Here is a 22,320-nt window from a genome sequence, read left to right as displayed (position 1 = left end):
GCAGCCCTACTATGTGCGCCATGGCCCGACCGCGCAAGCCCTTGCTCAGCACCGACCGGATCGTCGAGACGGCGCGTGCGCTGGTGGACGCGGAGGGGCTGGCCGCGGTCTCCACCCGCCGTCTGGCCGCCGAACTGGGAGTGAGCGGGCCGTCGCTCTACAACCACTTCCGCACCAAGGACGAGATCCTGGAGGCGGTGGCGGACTCGGTGAGCGCGCAGGTCGACCTGTCGATGTTCGAGGACGGCCGGGACTGGCGGACGGCGCTGCACGACTGGGCGGTGTCCTACCGCGACGCGCTGCGCGACCACCCCAACATCGTCCCGGTGCTGGCCCGCGGCCCCGGCCGTCGCCCGGCGGCGCTGCGGCTGGCCGACGCGGCCTACGGCGCGATGGTCGAGGCGGGCTGGCCGCCCGCGCAGGCCACGTCCATCGGCGCGCTGATGCGGTACTTCATCATGGGCTCGGCGCTCGGCTCGTTCGCCGGCGGCTTCGTGGACGACGCGAGCGCCTACGACCCCGCCGACTATCCGCACCTCGGGCAGGCGCACCTGCTGGCCGAGCAGCAGGAGAAGATCGACGAACGCGCCTTCGAAACGGGCCTGACGGCCCTGCTGGACGGCCTGGCCCTCCAGTACGAGCAGGTACGGCAGCGCACCTGACGGCGCCGCCCGGACACGTCGGCGAGCGCCGAACCGTCCCTGCCGCATGCTGGAGGGCATGACCTCCAAGGACCCCAGGGCGGGCGCGCTGGCACGGCTCGCCGGGCTGGTCGCGGACGAGACGCGGGCCGCCTGTCTGCTGGCGCTGCTGGACGGGCGGGCCTGGACGGCGGGTGAACTCGCCCGGCACTGCGGGGTCGCCGCGTCCACGATCAGCGAGCACCTGGGCAAGCTGGTCGGCGGCGGGCTGCTGGCCGAGGAGCGGCAGGGACGGCACCGGTACGTGCGGCTGGCCGACGCCCGGGTCGCGCAGCTCGTGGAGGACCTCACCGCGCAGCTCGCCCCGGACGCCGCCGAACCGCCGCGCGGTCTGCGGCAGTCGGGCGCGGACTCCGCCATGGCGCGCGGCCGCACCTGCTACGACCATCTCGCCGGGCGCCTCGGCATCACCGTCACCGACGCCCTCACCGCACGCGGACTGCTGCGCCAGGACACGGGGTTCGCGCTCACCGACGCGGGGCTGGACTGGTTCGGCGCGCTGGGCGTGGACCTCGGCCGGCGCGGACGGCGCCCGCTGGCCCGCGCCTGCCTGGACTGGACGGAGCGACGCCCTCATCTCGCGGGAGCGGCGGGCGCGGCCCTGTGCCGGCACGCCCTGGACCAGGGCTGGTGCGTGCGGATCGGCTCCGGGCGAGCCGTGAAGGTGACCGGGGCCGGGGAACGGGCGCTCGCCGGCCTGCTCGGGATCGACGCGGCCGTGCTCCGCTGAGGCGGAGGCCGACGCCCGGGCGTCCCACCTCGTCGCCCGGTTCCTCGACCGGCGCACCGACGCCTGCGGCGGCGACGCCGGCCGGACCTGCGTGAAGCTCTCCGCGTACCGGCGGCGCGAGCGCCTTCACCGCGGACGCCGAACCGCCGGCCGGCCACGGCCGGTCGCCCGAGCGGCCCGGTGACGGCGACCTGGCGTGTCCCCTTCCGGCCGGCCCGGAAGCCGGCGCGGGCGCCGAGGACACCCTCGCCGCGTTCACCCGCTTCCGCGCGCACGACCGGGGCTCCGTCGTCGCCGGCCGCGGGTTCACGCGGGAGAGCGGCGACGGCCTGATCGAGCGCGGACCGGCCGGCGCGGGAGCCTTCGGGGCGCCCCGCATCGCCGACCCGGACCTGAGGGAGCGGTCCGCCCACGGCCTCCCGCCCGCGGCGCGTCAGAAGATCACCAGGGCGCGGCCTCCCTTGCCGGCGAGCATGGTGCCGAAGGCGGCCGGGATGCCGTCCAGGGTGATCCGCTCGGTCACCAGGGCGCCCAGGTCGAAGGCGCCGGAGCGGATGTGCCCGGCGAGGACCGGGAGGTCGCGGGCGGGGTCGGAGTTGCCGTAGACGCAGCCGGCGAGGGTGCGGCCCCAGTGGAAGATCTCCAGGGCGTGGAAGGAGACCTTCTCCTCCTTGCCGCCGATGCCGACGACCGTGGTGCGTCCGCCGCGCCGGGTGGACTCCCAGGCGGTGCGGATGGTGGTCGCCCGGCCGACGCACTCCACCGCCACGTCCACACCCTGCTTCCCGGTGAGGGCGCGGATCTGCCGGGCGGTGGTGTCGGAGGCGACGACGTAGTCGGTGGCGCCCGCCGCGCGGGCCAGTTCCTCCTTCTCGGCGGAGACGTCCACGGCGACGATCGTCCCGGCGCCCGCGATCCTGGCCGCCTGGAGCGCGGCGAGGCCCACTCCCCCGACGCCGAACACGGCGACGGTCTCGCCGGCGCGGACCCGGGCGGCGTGGTGGACCGCGCCGTAGCCGGTCAGGACGGCGCAGCCCAGCAGGGCGGCGTCGGCGAGGGGGACGCCGTCCGGGGCGGGCAGCACGCAGGGGCCGGGCACCACGGTCTCCTCGGCGAACGCGGCCACGTTCAGGCCCGGGTGCAGGTCGGTGCCGTCGTCGGCGCGGCGGGCGTGCACCCGGGCGGCGCCGTCCAGGGCGTGCGCGCACAGCCACACCTCGCCGCGCCCGCAGGCGGGGCAGGCGCCGCAGGAGGGCGCCCAGTTGAGGACGACGCCGTCTCCGGGTGCGACATGCGTGACGCCTTCGCCGACGGCGACGACGGTGCCGGCGCCCTCGTGGCCGAGGACGGCCGGGACGGGCAGGCGCATGGTGCCGTCGGACAGGGAGAGGTCGGAGTGGCACACCCCGGCGGCGGCGAGGCGGACGCGCACCTCGCCGGGTCCGGGGTCGGGCAGGTCGACGCCGGTGATCTCCAGCGGGGCGCCGACGGCGGGCAGAACGGCGGCTCGTACGGCCATGGCGGTCACGACTCCCCTAGAACTGGAGGGACTTGGTCTGCAGGTACTCGGTCAGACCGTGGACGCCGAGTTCGCGGCCCACGCCCGACTGCTTGTATCCCCCGAAGGGGGCCAGCGGGTTGAACCGGCCGCCGTTGATGTCGACCTGGCCGGTGTCCATGCGGCGGGCGAAGGCGACGGCCTCCGCCTCGTCGCCGGCCCAGACGGCTCCGGCCAGGCCGTAGACGGTGCCGTTGGCGATGCGCAGGGCGTCCTCCTCGTCCTCGTAGCGCAGCACGCACAGCACGGGGCCGAAGATCTCCTCCTGGGCGATCGTCATCTCCGGGGTGACGTCCGCGAAGACGGTGGGGCTGACGTAGTAGCCCTGCGGGCGCGGCGCCTCGGGACCGCCCGCGGCCAGGCGGGCGCCCTCGGCGACGCCCTTCTCGATGTAGCCGCGCACCCGGTCCCGCTGCCGGGCGCTGACCAGGGGGCCGATGCGGTCGCCGTACTTGGCGGCGGCCGCCGCGGCCAGCTCCACGGCCTCGTCGTACCGGTCGCGGTGGACCAGCATGCGGGTCCACGCGCTGCACGTCTGGCCGGAGTTGGACATCACGTTGGCGACGCCGACGTTGACCGCGCGGGCCAGGTCGGCGCTGGGCAGGACGACGTTGGCGGACTTGCCGCCGAGCTCCAGGGCGACCCGCTTCACCATGCCGGTGGCGATCGCGCCGATCCGGCGGCCGACGGCGGTGGAGCCGGTGAAGGAGAGCAGGTCGACGTCCGGGTGCTCGGCGAGCGCCTGCCCTGCCACCGGGCCCAGGCCGGTGACCAGGTTGAACACGCCCGCCGGGATCCCGGCCTCGTGCACGCACTCGGCGAAGAGCCGGGCGACCAGCGGGGTGTTCTCGGCGGGCTTGACCACGATGGTGCAGCCGGCCGCGAGGGCGGGGGCGGCCTTGGCGACGATCTGGTGCAGCGGGTAGTTCCACGGGGTGATCGCGCCGACCACGCCGACCGGTTCGTGGAACACGGTCGAGTTGCCCGTCCTCTCCTCGAAGGAGTACGTCGCGGCCAGTTCGGCGTACGAGCCGGCGACCGCGACCGGCACGCCGGCGTGGACGGTCCGGGCGAGCTTCTCGGGCGCGCCGAGTTCGGCGGTGACCGTCGCGGCGATCTCGTCCCGGCGGGCGTGCAGCTGGTCCCGCAGCGCGGTGAGGCGGGCCGCGCGCTCGGCGGGCGGGGTGGCCGCCCAGGCGGAGAGGGCCGCGCGGGCGGCGCGCACGGCGGCGTCGACGTCCTCCACGGTGCCCGCGGGGACGGTGGCGATCACCTGTTCGTCGGCCGGGTCGACGACCTCGATCACGTCGGGGCCGGCGGCGGGGCGCCAGGCGCCGTCGATGTACATGCCGTCGTATGCCTTCATCGCGCTTCCTCCGGGGCGGGGGCGTCCTGTGCGGACACCTAAACTAGCGATGTTAGTTTTTCCGCGCCAGGGGGGCGGTCGCGCGCCGCGCTCACTCCTCCAGGTCGGGCAGCCGGTCCGGGCTGGGGCAGATCCGCTGACCGTGCTGGTCGAAGACGAACAGGTGGGCGAGATCGACCAGGAGCGGCACCTGCATGCCGTGCCGCAGCCGGATGTCGGGGGTGGTGCGGACGATGAGGTCGCCGGGGGCCCGGGGCTCGGCCGAAGCGGGGACGGGCGACACCGCGGCGGGGTCCGGCCGTCCGGGCCCGTCCAGCGTGGCCACGGCGCTCGTACGCTCGGCGCCCGCGCGGCGGCCGCCGGCGCGCTCCCGGAGGCGTTCCAGCACCGTGCCGCCCTCGCGGCGGCGGCGCCGGGCGGGGCGGCCGGGGCTCGGCCGCGGGGCCTCCAGTTCGGGGACGACGGCGGGGCGGGAGCCGGTGTCGAAGTGCACCAGCACCTCGTGCCCCTGGAACTCCAGGTGCTCCACCAGGCCGGTGAGCGCCACCTCGCCGGGGCGCGCGGCGGACGGCTTGGCGATCCGCACGGCCTCGGAACGCAGGCCCACGATCACCTCGCGGCCCTGCTGCACCCGCAGCAACTGGTGGTCCAGGGACAGCGGTTCGGGCAGCCGCAGGAACTGCTTGCCGAGGCGGACGGTCATCGCCCCGTCCAGCGGGGCGCGGACCAGCCCGCGCAGCAGGTTGATGCGCGGGGTGCCGATGAACGCGGCGACGAAGACGTTCTCGGGCAACGAGTACACCGCGCGGGGCGTGCCGACCTGCTGGAGGACGCCGCCGCGCAGCACGGCGACCCGGTCGCCGAGCGACATCGCCTCGGACTGGTCGTGGGTGACGTAGACGGTGGTGACGCCCAACCGCCGGGTGAGCTGGGAGATCTCCGCGCGTACGTGGTTGCGGAGCTTGGCGTCGAGGTTGGACAGCGGCTCGTCCATCAGGAACGCGGAGGGGCGGCGGGCGATGGCCCGGCCCATCGCGACCCGTTGGCGTTCGCCGCCGGACAGCTGGGCGGGGAAGCGGTCGAGGAGGTCCTCGATGCCCAGCATCCGGGCGGTGGCGTCCACCTTGGGCGCCGGGTCGTCGCCGGGCGCCTCGATGCGCAGGGGGAAGCCGATGTTGTCCCGGCTGGTCATGCTCGGGTAGAGGGCGAAATTCTGGAACACCATCGCCATGTCCCGCTCGGACGGGGACCGGTCGTTGGCGTACTCGCCGTCGAGGAACAGGCTGCCCTCGTCGATCTCCTCCAGCCCCGCGATCATCCGCAGCACGGTGGACTTCCCGCAGCCGGACGGGCCGAGCAGCACCAGGAACTCGCCGGGGGCGACGGCCAGGGACAACCGGTCCACCACGCGAACACCTCGCGTGTAGGACTTGCTCACGTCGTGCAGGGTGATGGCGCGTGTCATGAAAGTGCCCCCGGGGGCTCATCAGGGCGCTGCTGCTCCGCGGTCGGACGCCTCGTGCGGGTCGTACGGGGCGTGTGAGTCACGGAAGTTAACGGAAAGTAGGCGGCCGGGGAAGACGGCGGACGCGATCGGGACGTTCCGTCCGCGGGCAGAGAAAGCGGACGGAGGTGTTCGGCACGGGGTGTGCCGGGCGGCGGGGGCGGGGTGCGCTCCGACGCCGGGGCCGGTCGCGGGCGGCGGGTCGGATCGCGTGCCCCGAAGCCGGTCGCGGGCGGCGGGTCGGATCGCGTGCCCCGAAGCCGGTCGCGGGCGGCGGGGCCATGTGTCTTCGACGCCGGGTGCGCCTGCGGGGTGGCGGCGCTCCGACGCGGGAGGGGGCGGACGGGGACGTCCGCGGCACGGGGCGCGACGTGGACCTGGGCGCGGAGACGGGGCGCGACGTGGACCTGGGCGCGTGGGCGCGGAGATGGCCGGGCCCCTCGGACCCGCCCCCCTCAGTCCGATCCGCCGTCGGTGTCAGAGCCGCCTCGGGCGGCCGAGCGGCGGGAGCGGAGAAGCGCGGTCGTCACATGGCCGGCGGCCAGGGTCGCCCTCGCCGCTCCGTGGGTCCAGCGGGGGCCGCCCCTGGCGGCCCAGACGACGCAGGCGCAGCCGCCGACGGTGAGGATCAGGACGACAGACAGGACGGCCAGGATCATGCGGGCCCCCTCGTGTGCGCGGGACCGCGTGGAGCCCGGCTGCGACGGGGGCCATCCTGCCAGAGCCGGCCCGCGCGTCTCACCGCGGTCGCCGGGCCCCGCACCGACCGCGTTCGTGCCCGCCGCGCCGCCCGGCCGCCGGAGAGCGCGGCGCGGCTCCCGCCGGCGTCGGCAGCAGCGAGGGCGGTGGACCGGGCGGCGGGCGCGACCCGGACGACCGTCGTCAGGGACAGCGGCGGTCCGGGGCCCGGGCAGAAGCCGAGTGCGGCGAGGACGCCCCCGGCCACGAACCGGGTGCCCCCCCGGCTCGGACGTCCGCTCAGGTCAGCGCCGTGAGCGCCTCCGGCTCGTCGGCCCGCTCCGGGGACACCTCGACGGGGACGCCGTTGAGCACCGCGTTGCCCGACAGCGGGTCGAGGAGGCTGCCGTCGAGGAGTTGGTTGACGTTGGCGCCGGGGTGGGCGGAGGCGTGCCGGGTGCGGGTGCCGGGCCGGTCGTGGCCCCAGCCGTGCGGCAGGCTCACCACCCCGGGGCGCACGGTGTCGGTGACCTCGGCGGGGGCGGTCACCTCTCCCCCGGCGCCCTTGATCCGCACCGGCTGCCCGTCCCGTACGCCGAGGCGTTCGGCGTCGTCGGGGTGCAGGTGCAGGGTGCAGCGGTTGGAGCCGCCGGTGAGGGCGGGCACGTTGTGCAGCCAGCTGTTGTTGGAACGCAGATGGCGGCGGCCGACCAGGACGAGACCGGCGGGGCGCTCGCGGAGGGCGGCCCGCAGCCGGGGCAGGTCGGCGGCGATCGGGGCGGGCAGCAGTTCCACCTTGCCGCTGCGGGTCCTCAGCGGCTGGGGCAGGCGGGGGCGCAACGGTCCGAGGTCGATGCCGTGCGGGTGGGCGAGCAGCTTCTCCAGGGTGAGCCCGTCCGGGTCGGCGCCGAAGCCGTCGCCGTAGGGACCGAGGCGCAGCATCATGTCGAGGCGCCGTTCGGGGCCGTCGTCGCCGGTCAGCAGTCCGGCGAGTTCCTTCGGGTCGCGGCCGTGCACCGGGGAGTGCGGCTCGCGGACGGCCTTGCCGAGGGTCTGCCGGATCACCAGGTCGTCCACGGCGGACGGGTCGGCGCCGTGGGTGCCGGTGGCGGCGAGGACGAGCCGGGCGAGGATCTCGGTCTCGGCCATGCGGCCGGGTTCGAGGGGCACGGCGGGGCGGGTGTAGCGGACCTGGTTGCGCACGGCGAGGGTGTTGAACGCGAAGTCGTGGTGCGGGCTCTGGGCCGGCGGGGGCGGCGGCAGGACGACGTGGGCGTGCCGGGAGGTCTCGTTGAGGTAGGGGTCGACGCTCACCATGAAGTCGAGGGAGGCGAGCGCCCGGTCCAGCCGGTTGCCGTCGGGGGCGGAGAGCACCGGGTTGGCGCCGACGGCGATGACGGCGCGGACCGGCGTCCCCTCCTCGGTGGGGGTGTCGATCTCCTCGGCGAGGGCGGACAGCGGCAGTTCGCCCTTGGCCTCGGGGTGGCGGCTCACCCGCGAGTGCCAGCGGCCGAGGGCGAAGCCGTGGCCGGGTCCGGCGGGGCGCGGGGTCCTGTCGGTGGCGGCCTGGGGGAAGAGCGCGCCGCCCGACCGGTCGAGGTTGCCGGTGAGGGCGTTGAGGACGTCGACGAGCCAGCTGGCGAGGGTGCCGTGCGGGACGGTGCAGCTGCCGATGCGTGCGTAGACGGCGGCGGTGGGGGCGGCGGCGAGTTCCCGGGCGAGGCCGCGGATGGCGGCGGCGTCGACGTCGCAGGCGCCGGCGACCGCCTCGGGTGTGAAGTCGGCGAGGGCGTCGGAGAGTTCGGCGACGCCCTGGAGGTGCGGGGCGGCGTCGCCCAGGTCGACGAGGTCCTCGTCGAACAGGGTGCGGGCGATCGCGGCGAGCAGCAGCGCGTCGGTGCCGGGGCGGACGGCGAGGTGCCGGTCGGCGAGGCGGGCGGTGCGGGTGCGGCGCGGGTCGACGACGGTGAGGGTGCCGCCGCGCGCCCGCAGCGCCCTGAGCCGTCCGGGGAAGTCGGGCGCGGTGCACAGGCTGCCGTTGGACTCGAGCGGGTTGGCCCCGATCAGGAGCAGGTGGTCGGTGCGGTCCAGGTCGGGTACGGGGATGCGGTTGGCGTCGCCGAAGAGGAGCCCGCTGGAGACGTGCTTGGGCATCTGGTCGACGGTGGAGGCGGTGAACACGCTGTGGGTGCCGAGCCCGCCGATGAGCAGCGGCGGGTAGAGGGCGCCGGCCATCGTGTGCACGTTGGGGTTGCCGAGGACGACGCCGACGGCGTGCGGGCCGTACCGTTCGACGGCCGTGCGCAGTCCGGCGGCGACGGCGTCGAAGGCCTCCTCCCAGGTGGCCTCGCGCAGTGCGCCGTCCACCCGGACGAGCGGGGCGCGCAGCCGGTCGGGGTCGGAGTCCAGCTCCGCGAAGGCGGCGCCCTTGGGGCAGATGAACCCCTTGCTGAACACGTCGTCGCGGTCACCGCGGGCACCGGTGACCTTGCCGTTGTCGACGGTGAGGACCAGGCCGCAGGTGGCCTCGCACAGGGGGCAGATACGCAGGGCGGTGCGGGACACGGGTCCTCCCCGGGACGGCGGCGGTGGCGCACGGACGGGCCGAGCATACCGACCGGTACGCACGGAGGGGAGGGCGTGCGGGGGAACGGGTCAGTCGAGCACCCGGGCCAGGTACGCCCTCAGCAGCGCGCGCAGTTCGGCGATGATCTTCTCGTCCCCCTCGGGCGCCGTCCGGAACGCCAGGCCGACCAGGGTGTCGGCGGTCTCCACGGCGACCAGGAAGGTGCGGCGCAGGTCGTCGTCGGCCGGGCGGCCCAGGTAGCCGGAGAGCAGCGCGGTGAGCCGGTCGGCGACCCGGTGGTTGGGTTCGGCGCGGCGCGCCCCGACCGGGATCTGGTTGCCGAACTCGACGAGGGAGAAGCCGGGGGCGGTGCGCTTCATGTCCAGGTACGTGTCGAGCACGACGTCCATGGCGTGCCGCCAGCCGCGGTCGCCGGCGACGGCCAGCCGTTCGGTGACGCGTTCGGTGAAGCGCTCCAGGTTGCGCCGGGCGAGCGCGTCGGCCATCTGGCGTTTGCCGGTGAAGAAGCGGTAGACGGAACCGATGGGCACGCCGGCGCGTTCGGCGACCGCGCGGGTGCTCAGGCCGTCGTAGCCGACCTCGTCGAGGAGGCCGGCGCAGGCGTCGAGGATCCTGGCCAGCCGTTCGGCGCTGCGCCGCTGCACGGGCGCCCGGCGGAGCGATGCCGTGGAGGACACGGGCCTCACCCCGCCCGCCCGGGGCCGTCCGGTGCGCCGGGCCCCTCCGCGACCGGTTCCGCGCTCGGCCCGGTGGTCGGCTCCTGGTCCGAGACGGTGATGTCGGCGGTGCTCTCCACGGGCTCTCCGTCGACGGCCCACACCGAGCCGTCGTCGGCGTACAGGCGCGCGGTGACCTGGTGGGTGCCGCGCGGGAAGGCGCCGGGGGCGAGGTGGTGCTCGGGGGTGCGCAGCACGGCGACGCGGCGGCCGTTCACCTCCAGGTGCGCCACGCCCCGGCCGGCCCGGGCGCGGCGGCCCGTCCCGTCGGGCGAGAAGCGGAAGGCGCGCACCCGCAGCCGTACGTCCCAGCCGCCCCCGGCGTCGGGCGTGACCTCCACGCCGACCCGGGGCGCGTCCTGCTCGTCCACCTCCCGGTAGGGGCGGCCCTCCGCGTCGCGCTCGTCGAGGAGCCGGCCCACGGGGGAGGACGGCGCCCCGCCCCTCCCCCGGCCGCCCGGGGTGTCGCAGCCCGCGGATCCGGCCAGCACGACGACACAGACCGCGAGCGCGGGGATGATCGGTTTCCGCGTCCACGTCATGCCGGGGAGCGTAGAACAGCGCTTCGAACGTGCGAATCCCCCTGGAGACTGGTTCCGGACACTCCGTGGAGGGGACGGGAGGGCCGGCCGGGGAACGAGACCGCGCGGCGCCCTTGCGCCGGGGTAACCGCAATCCTACGGTGTCCCATAGGAATCGGCTCGGTGCAAGGGAGCAGCGGACATGAGCGACGGGGCCACCGCCCGCGGGAGCGCGACAGAGCGCGAGCAGGCGCGCAAGATCGCCGAGGGCCTGGAGCACCTCTCCGGCTTCGGCAACGAGCACAGCTCGGAGGCGGTGCCGGGCGCCCTGCCCGTCGGCCGCAACTCCCCGCAGCGCGCGCCGCTCGGGCTGTACGCGGAGCAGCTGAGCGGGTCGGCCTTCACCGAGCCGCGGGCGGTCAACCGCCGCTCGTGGCTGTACCGGATCCGCCCGTCCGCCGCGCACCCGGCGTTCACCCGCACGGGCAACGGGGCGCTGCGCTCGGCGCCGTTCGCCCAGACGGTGCCCGACCCCAACCGGCTGCGCTGGAACCCGCTGCCGGAGCCGGCGGAGGGCACCGACTTCCTGGCCGGCCTGTGGACCCTGGGCGGCAACGGCGACGTGACCCGGCGCAGCGGTATGGCGGTGCACCTGTACCACGCCAACGCCTCCATGCAGCGGGTGTTCAGCGACGCCGACGGCGAGCTGCTGATCGTGCCGGAACGCGGCGGACTGCTGCTGCGCACGGAGTTCGGTCTGCTGCATGTGGAGCCCGGACACATCGCGCTGATCCCCCGTGGGGTGCGGTTCCGTGTGGAGCTGCTGGACGAGACGGCCCGCGGTTATGTGTGCGAGAACTATGGGGCACCGTTCCGGCTGCCCGACCTCGGCCCGATCGGCGCCAACGGCCTGGCGAACGCCCGTGACTTCCGCGCCCCGGTCGCCGCGTACGAGGACGTGGAGGGCCCGGTGGAGGTGGTGAACAAGTTCTGCGGCAACCTGTGGGCCGCCACCTACGACCACTCCCCGCTGGACGTCGTCGCCTGGCACGGCAACCATGTGCCGTACGCCTACGACCTGCGCCGCTTCAATGTGATGGGCACCATCTCGTACGACCACCCGGACCCGTCGATCTTCACGGTGCTGACCTCGCCGAGCGACACGCCCGGCCTGGCGGGCGTGGACTTCGTGGTGTTCGCCCCGCGCTGGCTGGTCGGCGAGGACACCTTCCGGCCGCCGTACTTCCACCGGAACGTGATGAGCGAGTACATGGGCCTGATCGAGGGCGCGTACGACGCGAAGGCGGAAGGGTTCGTGCCGGGCGGCGGCTCGCTGCACAACATGATGTCGGCGCACGGCCCGGACCGGGAGACGTTCGACCGCGCCAGCGCGGCGGAGCTGCGCCCGCAGAAGGTCGACGACGGCCTCGCCTTCATGTTCGAGACCCGCTGGCCGGTGTCCCTCACCCCCCAGGGGGCGCGGGCGGAGCACCTGCAGCAGGGGTACGACGACGTGTGGCAGGGACTCGAGCGTCACTTCCGGCCATTGCACTGACCGTTCTCCGACCGGTACGGATAGCGCGTGACCTCCTTCGCCCCGGACTCGATCGTCCTCAACCGCAAGTTGCCGCTCTGGTACCAGGTGTCGCAGTCGCTGCGCGCCTCGATCCTCGGCCGCTCGCCCCACGACCCGCTGCGCCTGCCCACCGAGGAGCAGCTGGCCGGGCACTACGGGGTGAGCGTGCTGACCATGCGGCAGGCGCTGAAGGAGCTGGAGGACGAGGGGCTGATCACCCGGCACCGGCGGCGCGGCACGTTCATCGAGCCGGACGCGCGGCGGGGCGCGCCGGTGCGGCTGCTGGGCTCGGTCGACGCGATCGTGGCCCAGCAGTCCGGCATGACGACGGACCTGCTGGAGCACGGAGCCGCACCGGTGCCGGCCGAACTGGCCGAGCACTTCCCGGACCTGGCGGAGACGGCCGCCTACCACCGGCTGCGCAGCGACGAGAAGACCGGCGAGCCGACCAACCACGCCCGCAACTACGTGCGTCCGGAGCTGGCCGAACGGATCGATCCGCAGGACCTGGTGCGCTGGCCGATGACGAAGGTGCTGCGGGACGTCGTCGGCGCGGACATCAGCCGCATCACGGACACCGTGGAGGCGCGGCTCGCGGCCCCGGAGACGGCGCGGCTGCTCCGGGTCCCGCTGCTCAGCCCGATCCTGCACTACACCGGCGTCACCTACGACTCCGCCGGACGGGTCCTGGACGTGGCCGTGATCCACTACCGGGGCGACCGCTTCTCCTTCACGGTGACCCTGGACGCCACCTGATCCGGCCCCGCCGGCACGTCGTACGATGCCCGGCGTGACGCATGACGACGCTCCGCTGCTGGCGGACCTCATGCCGTGGTCCGTCGCACCGCCGCGGCTCGGCCGGGGATGGCCGGCGGCCCCCGACGCGGCGTCCCTGAAGGCCCGTTGGAACGCCCTGGTGAAAGCCGAGGGCCCGGACCGCGAGGCCCTGTTCCGGTCCACCCGGTCCCGTACCCCGCACACGGCGGTCGGGCAGCTCCCCGGGCGGGACGGCGGCACGGAGCGGCTGGCCCGTGCCACGGGGCCGTGCCCGGAGCCGGTACGAGTGCTGCACGGCCCGTTCGACGAGCAGTGGCTGATCCCCGACACACGGCTGATCGACGCCCCCCGGCCGGAGTTGTGGCGGGTGGCGGACGAGCACCAGATCTTCGCCGTCGAGACGGCCGGCGGCATCCCGCCGCTGCTCGTCACGTCCCTCTTCCCCGTCCTGCGCACGGGCCGGATCCGCCCGCTGTACCGCCGGCCGGGCGCCGCCGAGCCCAATCTGGCCCCGGGGCTGACGGACCACCTCGCCGCCCGGCTGGGGCTGGAGGTCTCCGCCGTCGACGTCCTCGCCTGGGCGGCGGCCATGGCCCGTCCCGCGCCGGGCGGGCTCGCGGTGCCGCTCACCGGCGATCCGGACGCCTGGCGGCAGGGCGTGGCGCTGGGCCGCCGGACGCTGTGGCTCATGCGCCGGGACGGTGAGCGCCCCAGACTGCCGGGCGGCCGCCGCCCGTACGTCCGCGCCCCGCTGCCGTCCCGGCCGCCCGCCCCGGCCTACGACCGGGGCGAGGAGGCGCTGCTGCTCGGTGACGGCCGTGTTTCCCCGGTGCCGCCGCAGGCGTGGGAGTTCGAGGCCGGCGGGGTGCGGGTGCTGGAGGAGTGGTGCGCGTCCCGCACGCGCCCGGCCGAACCGGGCACCCTGGAGGCGATCCGCCCGGCCGCCTGGCCGCAGACCTGGACCTCGGAACTGCTGGAACTGGTCACGGTCCTCACCCTCCTCGCCGAACTGCGCCCGCTCCGCGAGGACTCGGCGGGCTCCCTGCCCGCACCGATCACCCCCGCCGACCTGCACACGGCAGGCGTCCTGCCCGTGCCCGCGTCCGCCCGGCGACCGGCCTCGGTGCTGGACGCGCGCGAGGAGGGGCCGGGGGGCCAGCTCGCGCTGATCTGAGAGGGCGCGGGGCGGAGCGGCCCGGCCGGGGGTGCGACGCGGGACCGGCGCCGTCCCGTACACGGGTGAGAGCCCGCTCGGACCACGCTTCGAAGTCGATCGGGCCGGGTCCCCCACGAACGCCGCCGCCGTCCTCGGGCACCCGCCGGTCGCGACGCGCGACCGGAGGCAGGCGGTGCGGACCGCGTTCTCCTGCTTCCGCGGCCAGGGCAGCGAACGGGTGCGCCAGGCGGTGGCCGGTTCGTCGCTGCCGAACGTCGTCACGATGCCGTTCAGCGTCGCGGTCGGCTCCGGCCTGCGCAGAGGGCGGGGCTGGAGCCGTGGGCGGGTGACAGCGACAGGCGGGTGACGTCAAGCGGCAGCCACACGTGCGCGTGGACGGACCGCGGACGGTGGACGAGTCCTGCGGTCGCCGCCGGGTGGGATCGGGGTCGGCAGGATGAAGGCCGGTGTCGTGCGGCCGGCGGAATGGGGCCGTGTGCCGTGGGGACAGCGGGCGAGCGCCGCGCCGGGACGGGTGGGACCGTCCGGCGCGGACGCTACCGGCTGCCGAACAGGGAGCGGCGCAGTCGGCGCAGCGGGGCGAAGAGCGAGACGCGGCTCGCGCGGGCCCGTGCGCCCTTGGTGCCGCGGGTGCTGTCACGCGCGGTCAGCTCACGCATGAGTGACGTCGCCTCGGCCGTCTCCCGCTGCGGGACGGCCGGTCCCGCGAGGACCGAGAGATGGCGGTCGAGACGCGTACTGCTCGCGCCGCTGCCGCAGGTGATCGCAGGGATCCTGGCCCTGCTGCGCACTGTTATCTGTTCCATGTCACTCCCCACCCGTACGACTCCACCCGGCCCGGGCAGGGTAACCCTATCGTCCCGTACGGGCACCCGTGTATCGAGGTCACAGGATTCACCTTCCCCATAAGGGTGTTGACGAACACTCGGCGATTACTCTCCGAATCCGACCGTTTTCAGGGCGAGTTGGACGATGGGCTGGCCGGCGGGTTGCGGAAAGCCACCCTCCGGTCAGACGGTCACCGCGAGTGACGCCGTCGCGGGGTGGAGACCGGACGCGGCCAAGGGCGTGTCGCGCTCGAGGGGCCCGAGGGAGCGGGCCGGCCGTCCCGGTCCATGAGCCGGAGCCGGCGTACCCGGCCGCCCGGGGGCCGTCATGTCCGCCCGGAGTGACGGCCGCCCCGCCGGCCGGTACGGAGGCGATCACTCCGGTCCCGCGGCCCCGGACGGCCCGGCCGCTGCTCGCGCGGACGTCCGGGACGGCGAGAACGTGGGCGGTCTCACGTCCCCGGTCGCGCGCGGCGGAGACCCCGTCGGGCGGGGCCTCCGCCTCGGCGTCCGGCGGGGACGACGGCTACGGGGCCACGGGGGTCAGGCCGCCGAGGTGAGCACCGGGAGGTAGCCGCCCGACTGTCCGGCGGCCTTCGGGTGGTAGGAGTTGCCGATGTTCAGCCAGTCCACGCTGTGCAGCCAGGGGTTCCCGGAGCAGATCTCGTGGCCGCTGAACGTGGTGCGGACGTCGCCGAACGTGTAGCCGTACGCCCGGGCGCGCTGGGCGATGGCGTTGTTGAGGTGGTCGGAGGCGTCGTTGATGGCCTTCCGCTTGGTCTCGGAGAGGCCGATGCAGCTGGTGCCGAGCTGGTAGAAGCGGGGGTAACCGAGCACCACCACGTGGGCGTTGGGCGCCCGGTCCCGGATCGCGGTGTAGACGCCGTCGAGCCTGCCGGGCAGCGTCGAGTCGACGAAGGCGCGGGCGGTGGCGATGCGGGAGAGGCAGGAGCTGTCGGACTGGAGCACACAGGTCGTCATGACGTCGGCGAATCCCGCGTCGTTGCCGCCGATGCTGATCGAGACGAGGGCGGTGCTCGCGGAGAGCGGGCCGAGCTGCCCGGAGAGGACATCACCCGTACGGGCGCCCGAGCAGGCCGTGAAGGAGAAGGAGGACGGTGAGTTCGCGGCCGCCCAGAGGTACGGGTGGGCCTTCGTGCTGCGCTTGCAGTCGCCGCTGGAGGAGATGTAGCTGCCGGCGCCGACGCCCGAGGAGTAGGAGTCGCCCAGGGCCACGTACGGGCCGGGGGCCGCCTGTGCGGACGCGTGCGCCGCGGTCGCGCCGGTGAGGGCGGCGGTGACGGCGAGGAAGAAGGTGGTGAGGAAGAGGACGAGTCGGGAACGTCTCATGGAACCTCCCTTTAGCAGGATCTCTGCCTCAACCGTCGTACCAACGAGGCGTGTTGAACGGAAGTGTTCATGTCAGAACTATTACCGTCGAGCACCGGACGAACACCGGGACGGCGCGGCTTTCCGGCACCGCACGGTGAGAAGTCCGTCGCCGGCGGACCGGGAGCGACGCGCCACGCACGGGCGCACCCGGCAATCCAGGTGCACGGGGAGCCCCCGTGACCGATCATGACGGCATGTCCGCGCACCCGCACGACGCCCTGCCCATCCGGCTCAACGTCGACGACAACGACTCCCCGTCCGACGTCGTCGACGCGCTGTTCCTCGGCCGTTTCGCGACGGGCGAGCAGCCCTACTCGCACGCCGCCACCCTCGAACGCGTCCGGTCCGGCGCGACCCTCCTGCCCGCGGAGGCGCGGCTGCTGCGGCTCGCCAAGGACGACGACCGCAGCGCCACCCTGGCCGAGGGGGACGGCTGGACGCTGCTGATCTCCCGCTGGAACCGGGGCGCCGACGTCACGGTGACCGCGACCAGCGCCGACCTGGCGGAGCGGATCCTGGAGGAGGCCACCGACGGCGCGGCCGACGAGCCGGAACCGCAGCCGGAGCACGTCGCCATGGGGTTCTGGTACGTCTCCCCGCGGCGCGGTCCGCACCGCACCACCCGGCAGATCACGGCCGGCACGTGGGAGGAGATCCGGCCCAACTACACCGCCCCGGTGGCGGACGCGATGGACCGGCTGATGAAGACCACCCCCGAGGACATCTCGGGGCGGCTGCTCCTGCTGCACGGCCCGCCGGGCACCGGCAAGACGTCCGCGCTGCGCACCCTCGCCCGGTCCTGGCGGGACTGGTGCCAGGTGGACTGCGTCCTGGACCCCGAGCGGCTGTTCTCCGACGTCGGCTACCTGATGGACATCGCCATCGGCGAGGAGGACGCGTCCGGCAGGAACCGCTGGCGGCTGCTGCTCCTGGAGGACTGCGACGAACTGATCCGCGGCGAGGCCAAGCACACGGCGGGCCAGGCGCTGTCCCGGCTGCTGAACCTCACCGACGGTCTGCTCGGCCAGGGCCGCAACGTCCTGGTGGGCGTCACCACCAACGAGGACCTGGAGCGGCTGCACCCGGCCGTGGTGCGTCCGGGCCGCTGCCTGGCCCGGATCGAGGTGGGGCCGCTGACCCGCACGGAGGCGGTGAACTGGCTGGGCCGCGAGGAGGGCGTCGGACGCGAGGGGGCGACCCTGGCCGAGTTGTACGCCCTGCGCCGGGGCACCTCCCCGACCGCCCTGCCGGAGCCGCGCGGCGACGCGGACGCGGGCCTGTACCTGTAGGAGGGGTGAGGGCCGCACGCCGCTGCCGGTCGGGAGTTCGGGACGGCAGCGCAAGGACCGGCGCGGGGTGCTGTGCCCGCCCGGCCCGCCGGTACGGCTGTGGCTGGAGGAGTACGCGGCCGTCTCCCCCACCGCCGAGGTGAACAACGCCTTCTGCCGGCTGCCGTCCCGGGAGACCTTCGCCTCCTGCCTGGAGCGCACGCCACCGGACTCCGTCGTCACGGTCAGCAGTCCGCGACGCCACGACCTCGACCGCCCTCCGGCCCCTGCGGAAGCCTCGCCCAACCCCCTTGGGGACGCGGGGAACCGCGCACCCGTCCCCACCCGCACGCGTCCGCAGCGGCCGGCGGCCCCAACCCCCGCGGCGCCTACGCCCGGTAGACCGCCCGCAGCGCGTCCCGGACCGCGGCCATCGCCGCCTCCTCCCCCAACCCCAGTCGCCGGACCCTCTCGGCGAACGCCTGCGCCGCGGCCGCAGCCTCCCTCTCCGCCGCCGCCCCCGCGGCAGCGATCACCGTTCCGTTCCGCCCCCGCGTCTCGATCACCCCGTCCGCCTCGAGCGCCCGGTACGCCTTGGCGACCGTGTTCACCGCGAGCCCGAGCGTCTCGGCCAGCCCCCGCACCGTCGGCAGCCGGTACCCCACCGGCAGTTCCCCCGACCGCGCCTGCTCGGCGATCCGCGCCCGCACCTGCTCGTACGGCGGTGTTCCGTCCTGGATATGGATCCGTACACTCACGCCGCGATTCTCGCGCACCCCCCGGACGCCCCACACCCCCGCCCGGCCGGCGCCCCGGCCCACCCACGCGGCGCCCCGGGAAAATAAGAGGCACCCCCGCCCCATCGCCTCGTAGCGTGCGCTCACATGACAGTGACCGTCCGCGATCTGCGCCCCGACGCCCCGGCCGACCTGGAGGGCTTCGCCCGCGTACGGCAGGCCGCGCTGCCGTTCGTCCTCGTCACCCCGGAGTCCCTGGCCCACGAGCTCGCCCATCTGCACCCCGACGCCCGCTACCGCCCGCTCGTCGCGGTGGACGACGACGGGGAGGTGATCGGCACGGCCCAGGTGCACCTCAGCCACGACAGCGCCGTGCCCGGCCAGGGCAACCTCAACGTCTACGTGCACCCCCGGCACACGCGCCGGGGCGCGGGGACGCTGCTGGTGCGCGCCGCCGAGGAGCATCTGACCGCGCACGGGGCGACCCGGCTGCTGGCCTGGGTGCTGGACGAGCCCGGCAACCGCGCCTTCGCCGAACTGCACGGTTACCGGGCGAGCCGCTCCGCGCACTTCCTCCGCCTGGACCTGGCGCACCGCGAGCTGCCCCCGCCGCAGGACCCACCGCCCGGCGTGGAACTGCGCCCGGGCTCCGCGTACGCCGACGACCCGCGCCCGCTGTTCGAGCTGGACGCGGAGACCACGGCGGACGAGCCGAGCGACGTGGACACGGAGCTCACCGACTACGAGGCGTGGCTGAGGGAGACCTGGCAGCACCCGCTGTTCGACGCCGAGCTGACCACGGTGGCCGTGGTCGACGGCCGGCCCGCCGCGTTCTCCGCGGTCCGCACGGACGGCGGCGCCCGGTACGCGACCGGTATGACCGGCACGGCGCGCGCCCACCGCGGCCGGGGCCTGGCGAAGCTCGTGAAGAACGACTCGCTGCACCGGGCCCGCGCGGCCGGGTACACAGAAGCCTTCACCGGCAACGACACCGGGAACGGTCCGATGATCGCGATCAACGAGTGGTTCGGCTACGAGCTGTGCGGAACGGAGGTGCGGTATGTCCGCGAACTCGGCTGACGGACCCGCGACCGTCGAGGTGGTCCTGGTCAAGGCGGGCCGCACGAAGATCCGTTACCCGGCGGAGCTGCTCGCCGACGACGGCGCCCGGGTCAGCGTGCGCGCCCCGTGGGCGGGCGAGGGCGTACGCGACTTCGGCTTCGTCCGCTTCGAACCCGGAGACGTCTTCACGGAGCACTACTGGCGGGACCGCTGGTACTCCGTGAAGGAGGTGCGCACCTCCGGGGGCGTCCTCAAGGGCCACTACTGCGACATCACCCGCCCGGCCGAGCTGACCGGGGGCCGCCTGGTCGTCGAGGACCTCGACCTGGACCTGTGGGTCTCCGCCGACGGCACGGACGTACGGCGGCTGGACGAGGACGAGTTCGCGGAGAGCGGCCTGGCGGCCAGGGACCCCGGCGCGGCGGCGGCCGCGGTGGCCGCCCTCGACGAGTTGGACGCCCTGGCCCGCGGGGCCGGTCTCGGCGCCCTGCTCGGCTGAGACACGGCGCCGGCCGGGACGCCGCCGGCGGTCCGGCCCCCGGCGGTTCAGTCCCGGAAGGCCACCACCGCGTACCGCTCGTCGTCGGCCTCCCGTCCCCACAGCGCCGGGTCCCCGGACAGCCGTTCCACGCGCACCCGTGCGGTGAGCGGGGCGAGGAGGGCGGTGAGCCGGTCCGCCGGTATGCCGACCGGGCTCACCGTCCCCCACACCCCCTCGACCAGCACCAGCCGCCCGCCGGGCCGCAGCAGGTCGCGCCAGTGCCGCAGCACCCGGTCCGGCTCGGGAAGCGTCCACAGCACGTGCCGGACGAGGACGGCGTCGTACCGCTCACCGTCGACCGGCGGGTGCGCCGCGTCGCCGGTGAGGAACACCGCGTGCCGCCCGGCGAGCTTCTGCCGGGCCAGCGCCACCATGGCCGGGGACCGGTCCACCCCGGTGACCCGGTGGCCCTGCCCGGCGGCGAGGAGGGAGAGGCTGCCGGTGCCGCAGCCGAGGTCCAGGACGTCACCCGGCCGGCCGGGCAGCCAGTCCCGCAGCCGCGCGGCCCAGGCGGCGCGCACCCGCGGGTCGCGCAGCCCGTGGTCCGGCTCCTCGTCGAAGGTGGCCGCCCGCGCGTCCCAGTCGGCACCGCTCGTGTCCGTCCCGTCACCGTGCTGCGTGGTCATGGGCTCAGAGTGACACCTGCCACTGACAGTCGATCCGTGACGGCGGCCACAGACACGACGGGACGGATGGGGAACTCTCCCCCGAAAGGTTCACCGCCGTGAGAACGGGCGACCCGGATGGACCTTCAAGGAGGCGGCCATGCGCCGAGTCACCGTGCAGAAGCCCCCGAGGAAGACGGACACCCGCCAGGTCCGCGAGGAGGCCGACGAGCGCCCCGCGGACCGCCCCGAGATCCGCAAGGACATCGCCCGCACCTGGTGGCCCGACGGCTGAGCGCCCCGGCCGCGGGGCTCGGCCGGGGCGCTTGCCCGGGATCCGGCTCCCCACGCACGCCATGACGAGGGCAGTCCGAGCGCCCGTGCCCGGGTCTCCGCGAACTCCGGCGGCAGCCGCCCCCGGCCCGGCGCCCCGGGCGTCGGGACGGACGGCGACGATGCCCGGGTACAGGCGGTCCGGGCGCGGCTCCGGCACGACGAGGCCCGCCGGCCGCGCGGGCCCGGCCCCGCCGTCGTCCGGGAGCTCCGCGACGAACACGCGGCGGCGGCCATGTTCGCCGCGTGGCCGGCCCCCATGGGCGCCGGCACGGCCCCGATCCGGGCGATGCAGGGCCGGAAGGCCGCGTCGGCCACCGTCCGCGCGTCCGGTACGTCGGCGGCGACGGCCGGCCTGATCCGCGCGTTCGTCATGCGCGCACGGTACCTACCTGATCCCAGCCTGAGCGCTCCCTTAAAGCGACCATAAGGATCTCCCCGCACCGCCCTCACCGGGCGATTTCCGGGTTCCGCGGGGCTAGTTTCTGATCCACCCCCACGGGATCCCCCGGGATCGCCCCCCATGAGATCCGCTGTTCGCCGAGGAGTTGCTGCCCCATGTCCGCACGCCGTAAGGCCGCTGTCGCCGCCGTCGGTCTCGCCCCGCTCGCCCTGACCGGACTGTCCGCCGCGCCCGCCGCCGCCCACGGTTCGATGGGCGACCCGGTCAGCCGGGTCTCCCAGTGCTACGCCGAGGGCCCGGAGAGCCCGGTGTCGGAGGCGTGCAGGGCGGCCGTCGCGGCCGGCGGCACCCAGGCGCTGTACGACTGGAACGGCGTCCGCATCGGTGACGCGGGCGGGCGCCACCGGGAGCTGATTCCGGACGGCAAGCTGTGCAGCGCGGGAAACGAGGCGTTCAAGGGCCTCGACCTGGCCCGCACCGACTGGCCGGTGACCGGCGTGTCCAGCGGCGAGCACACCTTCAAGTACCGGGTGACGGCCCCGCACAAGGGCACCTTCACGGTGTACATCACCAAGCCCGGCTACGACCCGGGCAAGCCGCTGGCCTGGGACGACCTGGACCTGGCCCACCCGGTGGCGACCTCCACCGACCCGGCCGCGTCGGGCGGCTTCTACACCTTCTCCGGCACCCTCCCGGAGCGCTCCGGCCAGCAGTTGCTGTACGCCGTCTGGCAGCGGTCGGACAGCCCGGAGGCCTTCTACTCCTGCTCGGACGTCACCTTCGGCGGTGCGCAGGCGGGCGGGGACGCGGCCGGCGGCGACACGGCGGAAGGCGACGGGAAGACGGACGGCGGTGAGGCCGCCTCGGGCGACACGCCGAAGGGGGCGCCCGCCCCGGCGCCGACGGCCTCCGCCCCGTCCGAGGAGCAGATCGAGGCCGGCGCCGAGAAGTCGACGGTCGAGAACCACGGGCACGGCGACGACGACCCCGCCACCACGGCCGACCCGGTCGCGGCGGACGCCGGCACGGGCAACCGGCCGAAGGCGGCCGGCGGCGGTCAGAACCTGGCGGAGACCGGCGGTGACGACAGCACGCCGTACCTGATGGCCGGCGGCGCCGCGGCGCTGGCGCTCGGCTCGGCCGCGCTGTTCGCCTCCGCGCGGCGGCGCACGGCGACCGGACGCCACGGCCGCTGAACCGGCGGCGGATCCCTGTCCGGCGGCTCAGGCCGGACAGGGACCCGCCGCCGTTCTCCTCGAAG

22 protein-coding genes and 1 pseudogene are annotated in these 22,320 nt (G+C 75.0%); 12 read left to right on the top strand and 11 right to left on the bottom strand.

The window, feature by feature from the left end; genetic code table 11:
* Nucleotides 1-20 precede the first annotated feature (20 nt).
* On the top strand, nt 21-662 hold the full coding sequence (locus C1708_RS25945; protein ID WP_106414952.1) for a TetR/AcrR family transcriptional regulator: 642 nt from the start codon (nt 21-23) through the stop codon (nt 660-662).
* A gap of 58 nt (nt 663-720) precedes the next feature.
* Nucleotides 721-1,431 carry an ArsR/SmtB family transcription factor gene (locus tag C1708_RS25940; protein ID WP_106416488.1) on the top strand — a complete coding sequence of 237 codons (711 nt, stop codon included), beginning with the start codon at nt 721-723 and terminating at the stop codon, nt 1,429-1,431.
* 433 nt (nt 1,432-1,864) lie between these two features.
* Here the strand turns inward: C1708_RS25940 and C1708_RS25935 are convergent, their stop codons facing one another.
* The 7 genes from C1708_RS25935 to C1708_RS25905 form a co-directional block, all read right to left on the bottom strand.
* Entirely contained in the window at nt 1,865-2,950 is a 1,086-nt protein-coding gene (locus C1708_RS25935; RefSeq protein ID WP_106414951.1) for a Zn-dependent alcohol dehydrogenase, read from the bottom strand.
* Nucleotides 2,951-2,966: 16 nt separating this feature from the next.
* Entirely contained in the window at nt 2,967-4,355 is a 1,389-nt protein-coding gene (locus C1708_RS25930) for an aldehyde dehydrogenase family protein (protein ID WP_106414950.1), read from the bottom strand.
* Between the two features lie 91 nt (nt 4,356-4,446).
* Nucleotides 4,447-5,820: an ABC transporter ATP-binding protein gene (locus tag C1708_RS25925; protein WP_106414949.1), complete on the bottom strand. Its 1,374-nt coding sequence runs from the start codon at nt 5,818-5,820 to the stop codon at nt 4,447-4,449.
* A gap of 494 nt (nt 5,821-6,314) precedes the next feature.
* Complete coding sequence (locus C1708_RS25920; protein WP_106414948.1) at nt 6,315-6,518, bottom strand: hypothetical protein; 204 nt, start codon at nt 6,516-6,518, stop codon at nt 6,315-6,317.
* 319 nt (nt 6,519-6,837) lie between these two features.
* A complete protein-coding gene (locus tag C1708_RS25915; protein WP_106414947.1) occupies nt 6,838-9,102 on the bottom strand; it encodes a molybdopterin oxidoreductase family protein in 2,265 nt (754 codons plus the stop codon).
* A gap of 90 nt (nt 9,103-9,192) precedes the next feature.
* Complete coding sequence (locus tag C1708_RS25910) at nt 9,193-9,810, bottom strand: TetR/AcrR family transcriptional regulator (protein ID WP_106414946.1); 618 nt, start codon at nt 9,808-9,810, stop codon at nt 9,193-9,195.
* Entirely contained in the window at nt 9,807-10,382 is a 576-nt protein-coding gene (locus tag C1708_RS25905) for a hypothetical protein (protein ID WP_106414945.1), read from the bottom strand. Before C1708_RS25905 ends, C1708_RS25910 begins: the two co-directional genes overlap by 4 nt.
* Nucleotides 10,383-10,563: 181 nt before the next feature.
* On the opposite strand from C1708_RS25905, the gene hmgA reads away from it, so the two are divergent.
* From hmgA to C1708_RS34080, 4 genes are all read left to right on the top strand, one after another.
* Complete coding sequence (gene hmgA / locus C1708_RS25900) at nt 10,564-11,916, top strand: homogentisate 1,2-dioxygenase (protein WP_106414944.1); 1,353 nt, start codon at nt 10,564-10,566, stop codon at nt 11,914-11,916.
* 27 nt (nt 11,917-11,943) lie between these two features.
* Nucleotides 11,944-12,693, top strand: a complete 750-nt coding sequence (locus tag C1708_RS25895; RefSeq protein WP_106414943.1) for a GntR family transcriptional regulator — start codon at nt 11,944-11,946, stop codon at nt 12,691-12,693.
* Nucleotides 12,694-12,718: 25 nt separating this feature from the next.
* Complete coding sequence (locus C1708_RS25890) at nt 12,719-13,888, top strand: type ISP restriction/modification enzyme (RefSeq protein WP_106414942.1); 1,170 nt, start codon at nt 12,719-12,721, stop codon at nt 13,886-13,888.
* A gap of 175 nt (nt 13,889-14,063) precedes the next feature.
* Nucleotides 14,064-14,237: a hypothetical protein gene (locus C1708_RS34080; RefSeq protein ID WP_157951295.1), complete on the top strand. Its 174-nt coding sequence runs from the start codon at nt 14,064-14,066 to the stop codon at nt 14,235-14,237.
* Nucleotides 14,238-14,427: 190 nt separating this feature from the next.
* Here C1708_RS34080 and C1708_RS25880 read toward each other — a convergent pair whose 3' ends face one another.
* Together C1708_RS25880 and C1708_RS25870 are read right to left on the bottom strand one after the other, a co-directional pair.
* Entirely contained in the window at nt 14,428-14,697 is a 270-nt protein-coding gene (locus C1708_RS25880; protein WP_106416487.1) for a hypothetical protein, read from the bottom strand.
* 564 nt (nt 14,698-15,261) lie between these two features.
* Entirely contained in the window at nt 15,262-16,068 is an 807-nt protein-coding gene (locus tag C1708_RS25870) for an SGNH/GDSL hydrolase family protein (RefSeq protein ID WP_106414940.1), read from the bottom strand.
* Between the two features lie 236 nt (nt 16,069-16,304).
* Here C1708_RS25870 and C1708_RS25865 point away from each other — a divergent pair, with 236 nt between their 5' ends.
* Nucleotides 16,305-17,399: a DUF5925 domain-containing protein gene (locus C1708_RS25865; RefSeq protein ID WP_106416486.1), complete on the top strand. Its 1,095-nt coding sequence runs from the start codon at nt 16,305-16,307 to the stop codon at nt 17,397-17,399.
* 67 nt (nt 17,400-17,466) lie between these two features.
* A pseudogene (locus C1708_RS36170) lies at nt 17,467-17,565 on the top strand (DUF72 domain-containing protein); the annotation flags it as partial.
* A gap of 202 nt (nt 17,566-17,767) precedes the next feature.
* Here C1708_RS36170 and C1708_RS25860 read toward each other — a convergent pair.
* A complete protein-coding gene (locus tag C1708_RS25860) occupies nt 17,768-18,136 on the bottom strand; it encodes a GntR family transcriptional regulator (RefSeq protein ID WP_198602593.1) in 369 nt (122 codons plus the stop codon).
* 126 nt (nt 18,137-18,262) lie between these two features.
* Between C1708_RS25860 and C1708_RS25855 the strand changes: the two genes are divergently transcribed.
* Together C1708_RS25855 and C1708_RS25850 are read left to right on the top strand one after the other, a co-directional pair.
* Nucleotides 18,263-19,195 (top strand): GNAT family N-acetyltransferase, encoded by a 933-nt coding sequence (locus C1708_RS25855; protein ID WP_106414939.1) that lies wholly within the window; start codon nt 18,263-18,265, stop codon nt 19,193-19,195.
* Nucleotides 19,176-19,676 carry a ribonuclease FAU-1 family protein gene (locus C1708_RS25850; protein WP_106414938.1) on the top strand — a complete coding sequence of 167 codons (501 nt, stop codon included), beginning with the start codon at nt 19,176-19,178 and terminating at the stop codon, nt 19,674-19,676. Before C1708_RS25855 ends, C1708_RS25850 begins: the two co-directional genes overlap by 20 nt.
* A gap of 47 nt (nt 19,677-19,723) precedes the next feature.
* Here the strand turns inward: C1708_RS25850 and C1708_RS25845 are convergent, their stop codons facing one another.
* On the bottom strand, nt 19,724-20,344 hold the full coding sequence (locus C1708_RS25845) for a class I SAM-dependent methyltransferase (RefSeq protein WP_106414937.1): 621 nt from the start codon (nt 20,342-20,344) through the stop codon (nt 19,724-19,726).
* A gap of 139 nt (nt 20,345-20,483) precedes the next feature.
* On the opposite strand from C1708_RS25845, the gene C1708_RS35705 reads away from it, so the two are divergent.
* A complete protein-coding gene (locus tag C1708_RS35705) occupies nt 20,484-20,618 on the top strand; it encodes a hypothetical protein (RefSeq protein WP_106416484.1) in 135 nt (44 codons plus the stop codon).
* Between the two features lie 596 nt (nt 20,619-21,214).
* The gene (locus C1708_RS25830) at nt 21,215-22,255 is read left to right on the top strand and encodes a lytic polysaccharide monooxygenase auxiliary activity family 9 protein (RefSeq protein ID WP_106414936.1); all 1,041 of its coding nucleotides are present in this window, start codon (nt 21,215-21,217) and stop codon (nt 22,253-22,255) included.
* The last annotated feature ends 65 nt before the right edge of the window (nt 22,256-22,320 follow it).

Source organism: Streptomyces sp. DH-12 (assembly GCF_002899455.1).
Lineage (GTDB): Bacteria > Actinomycetota > Actinomycetes > Streptomycetales > Streptomycetaceae > Streptomyces.
Note: the sequence above shows the minus strand (reverse complement) of the source record. Positions and strands in the feature narration are given on the sequence as shown.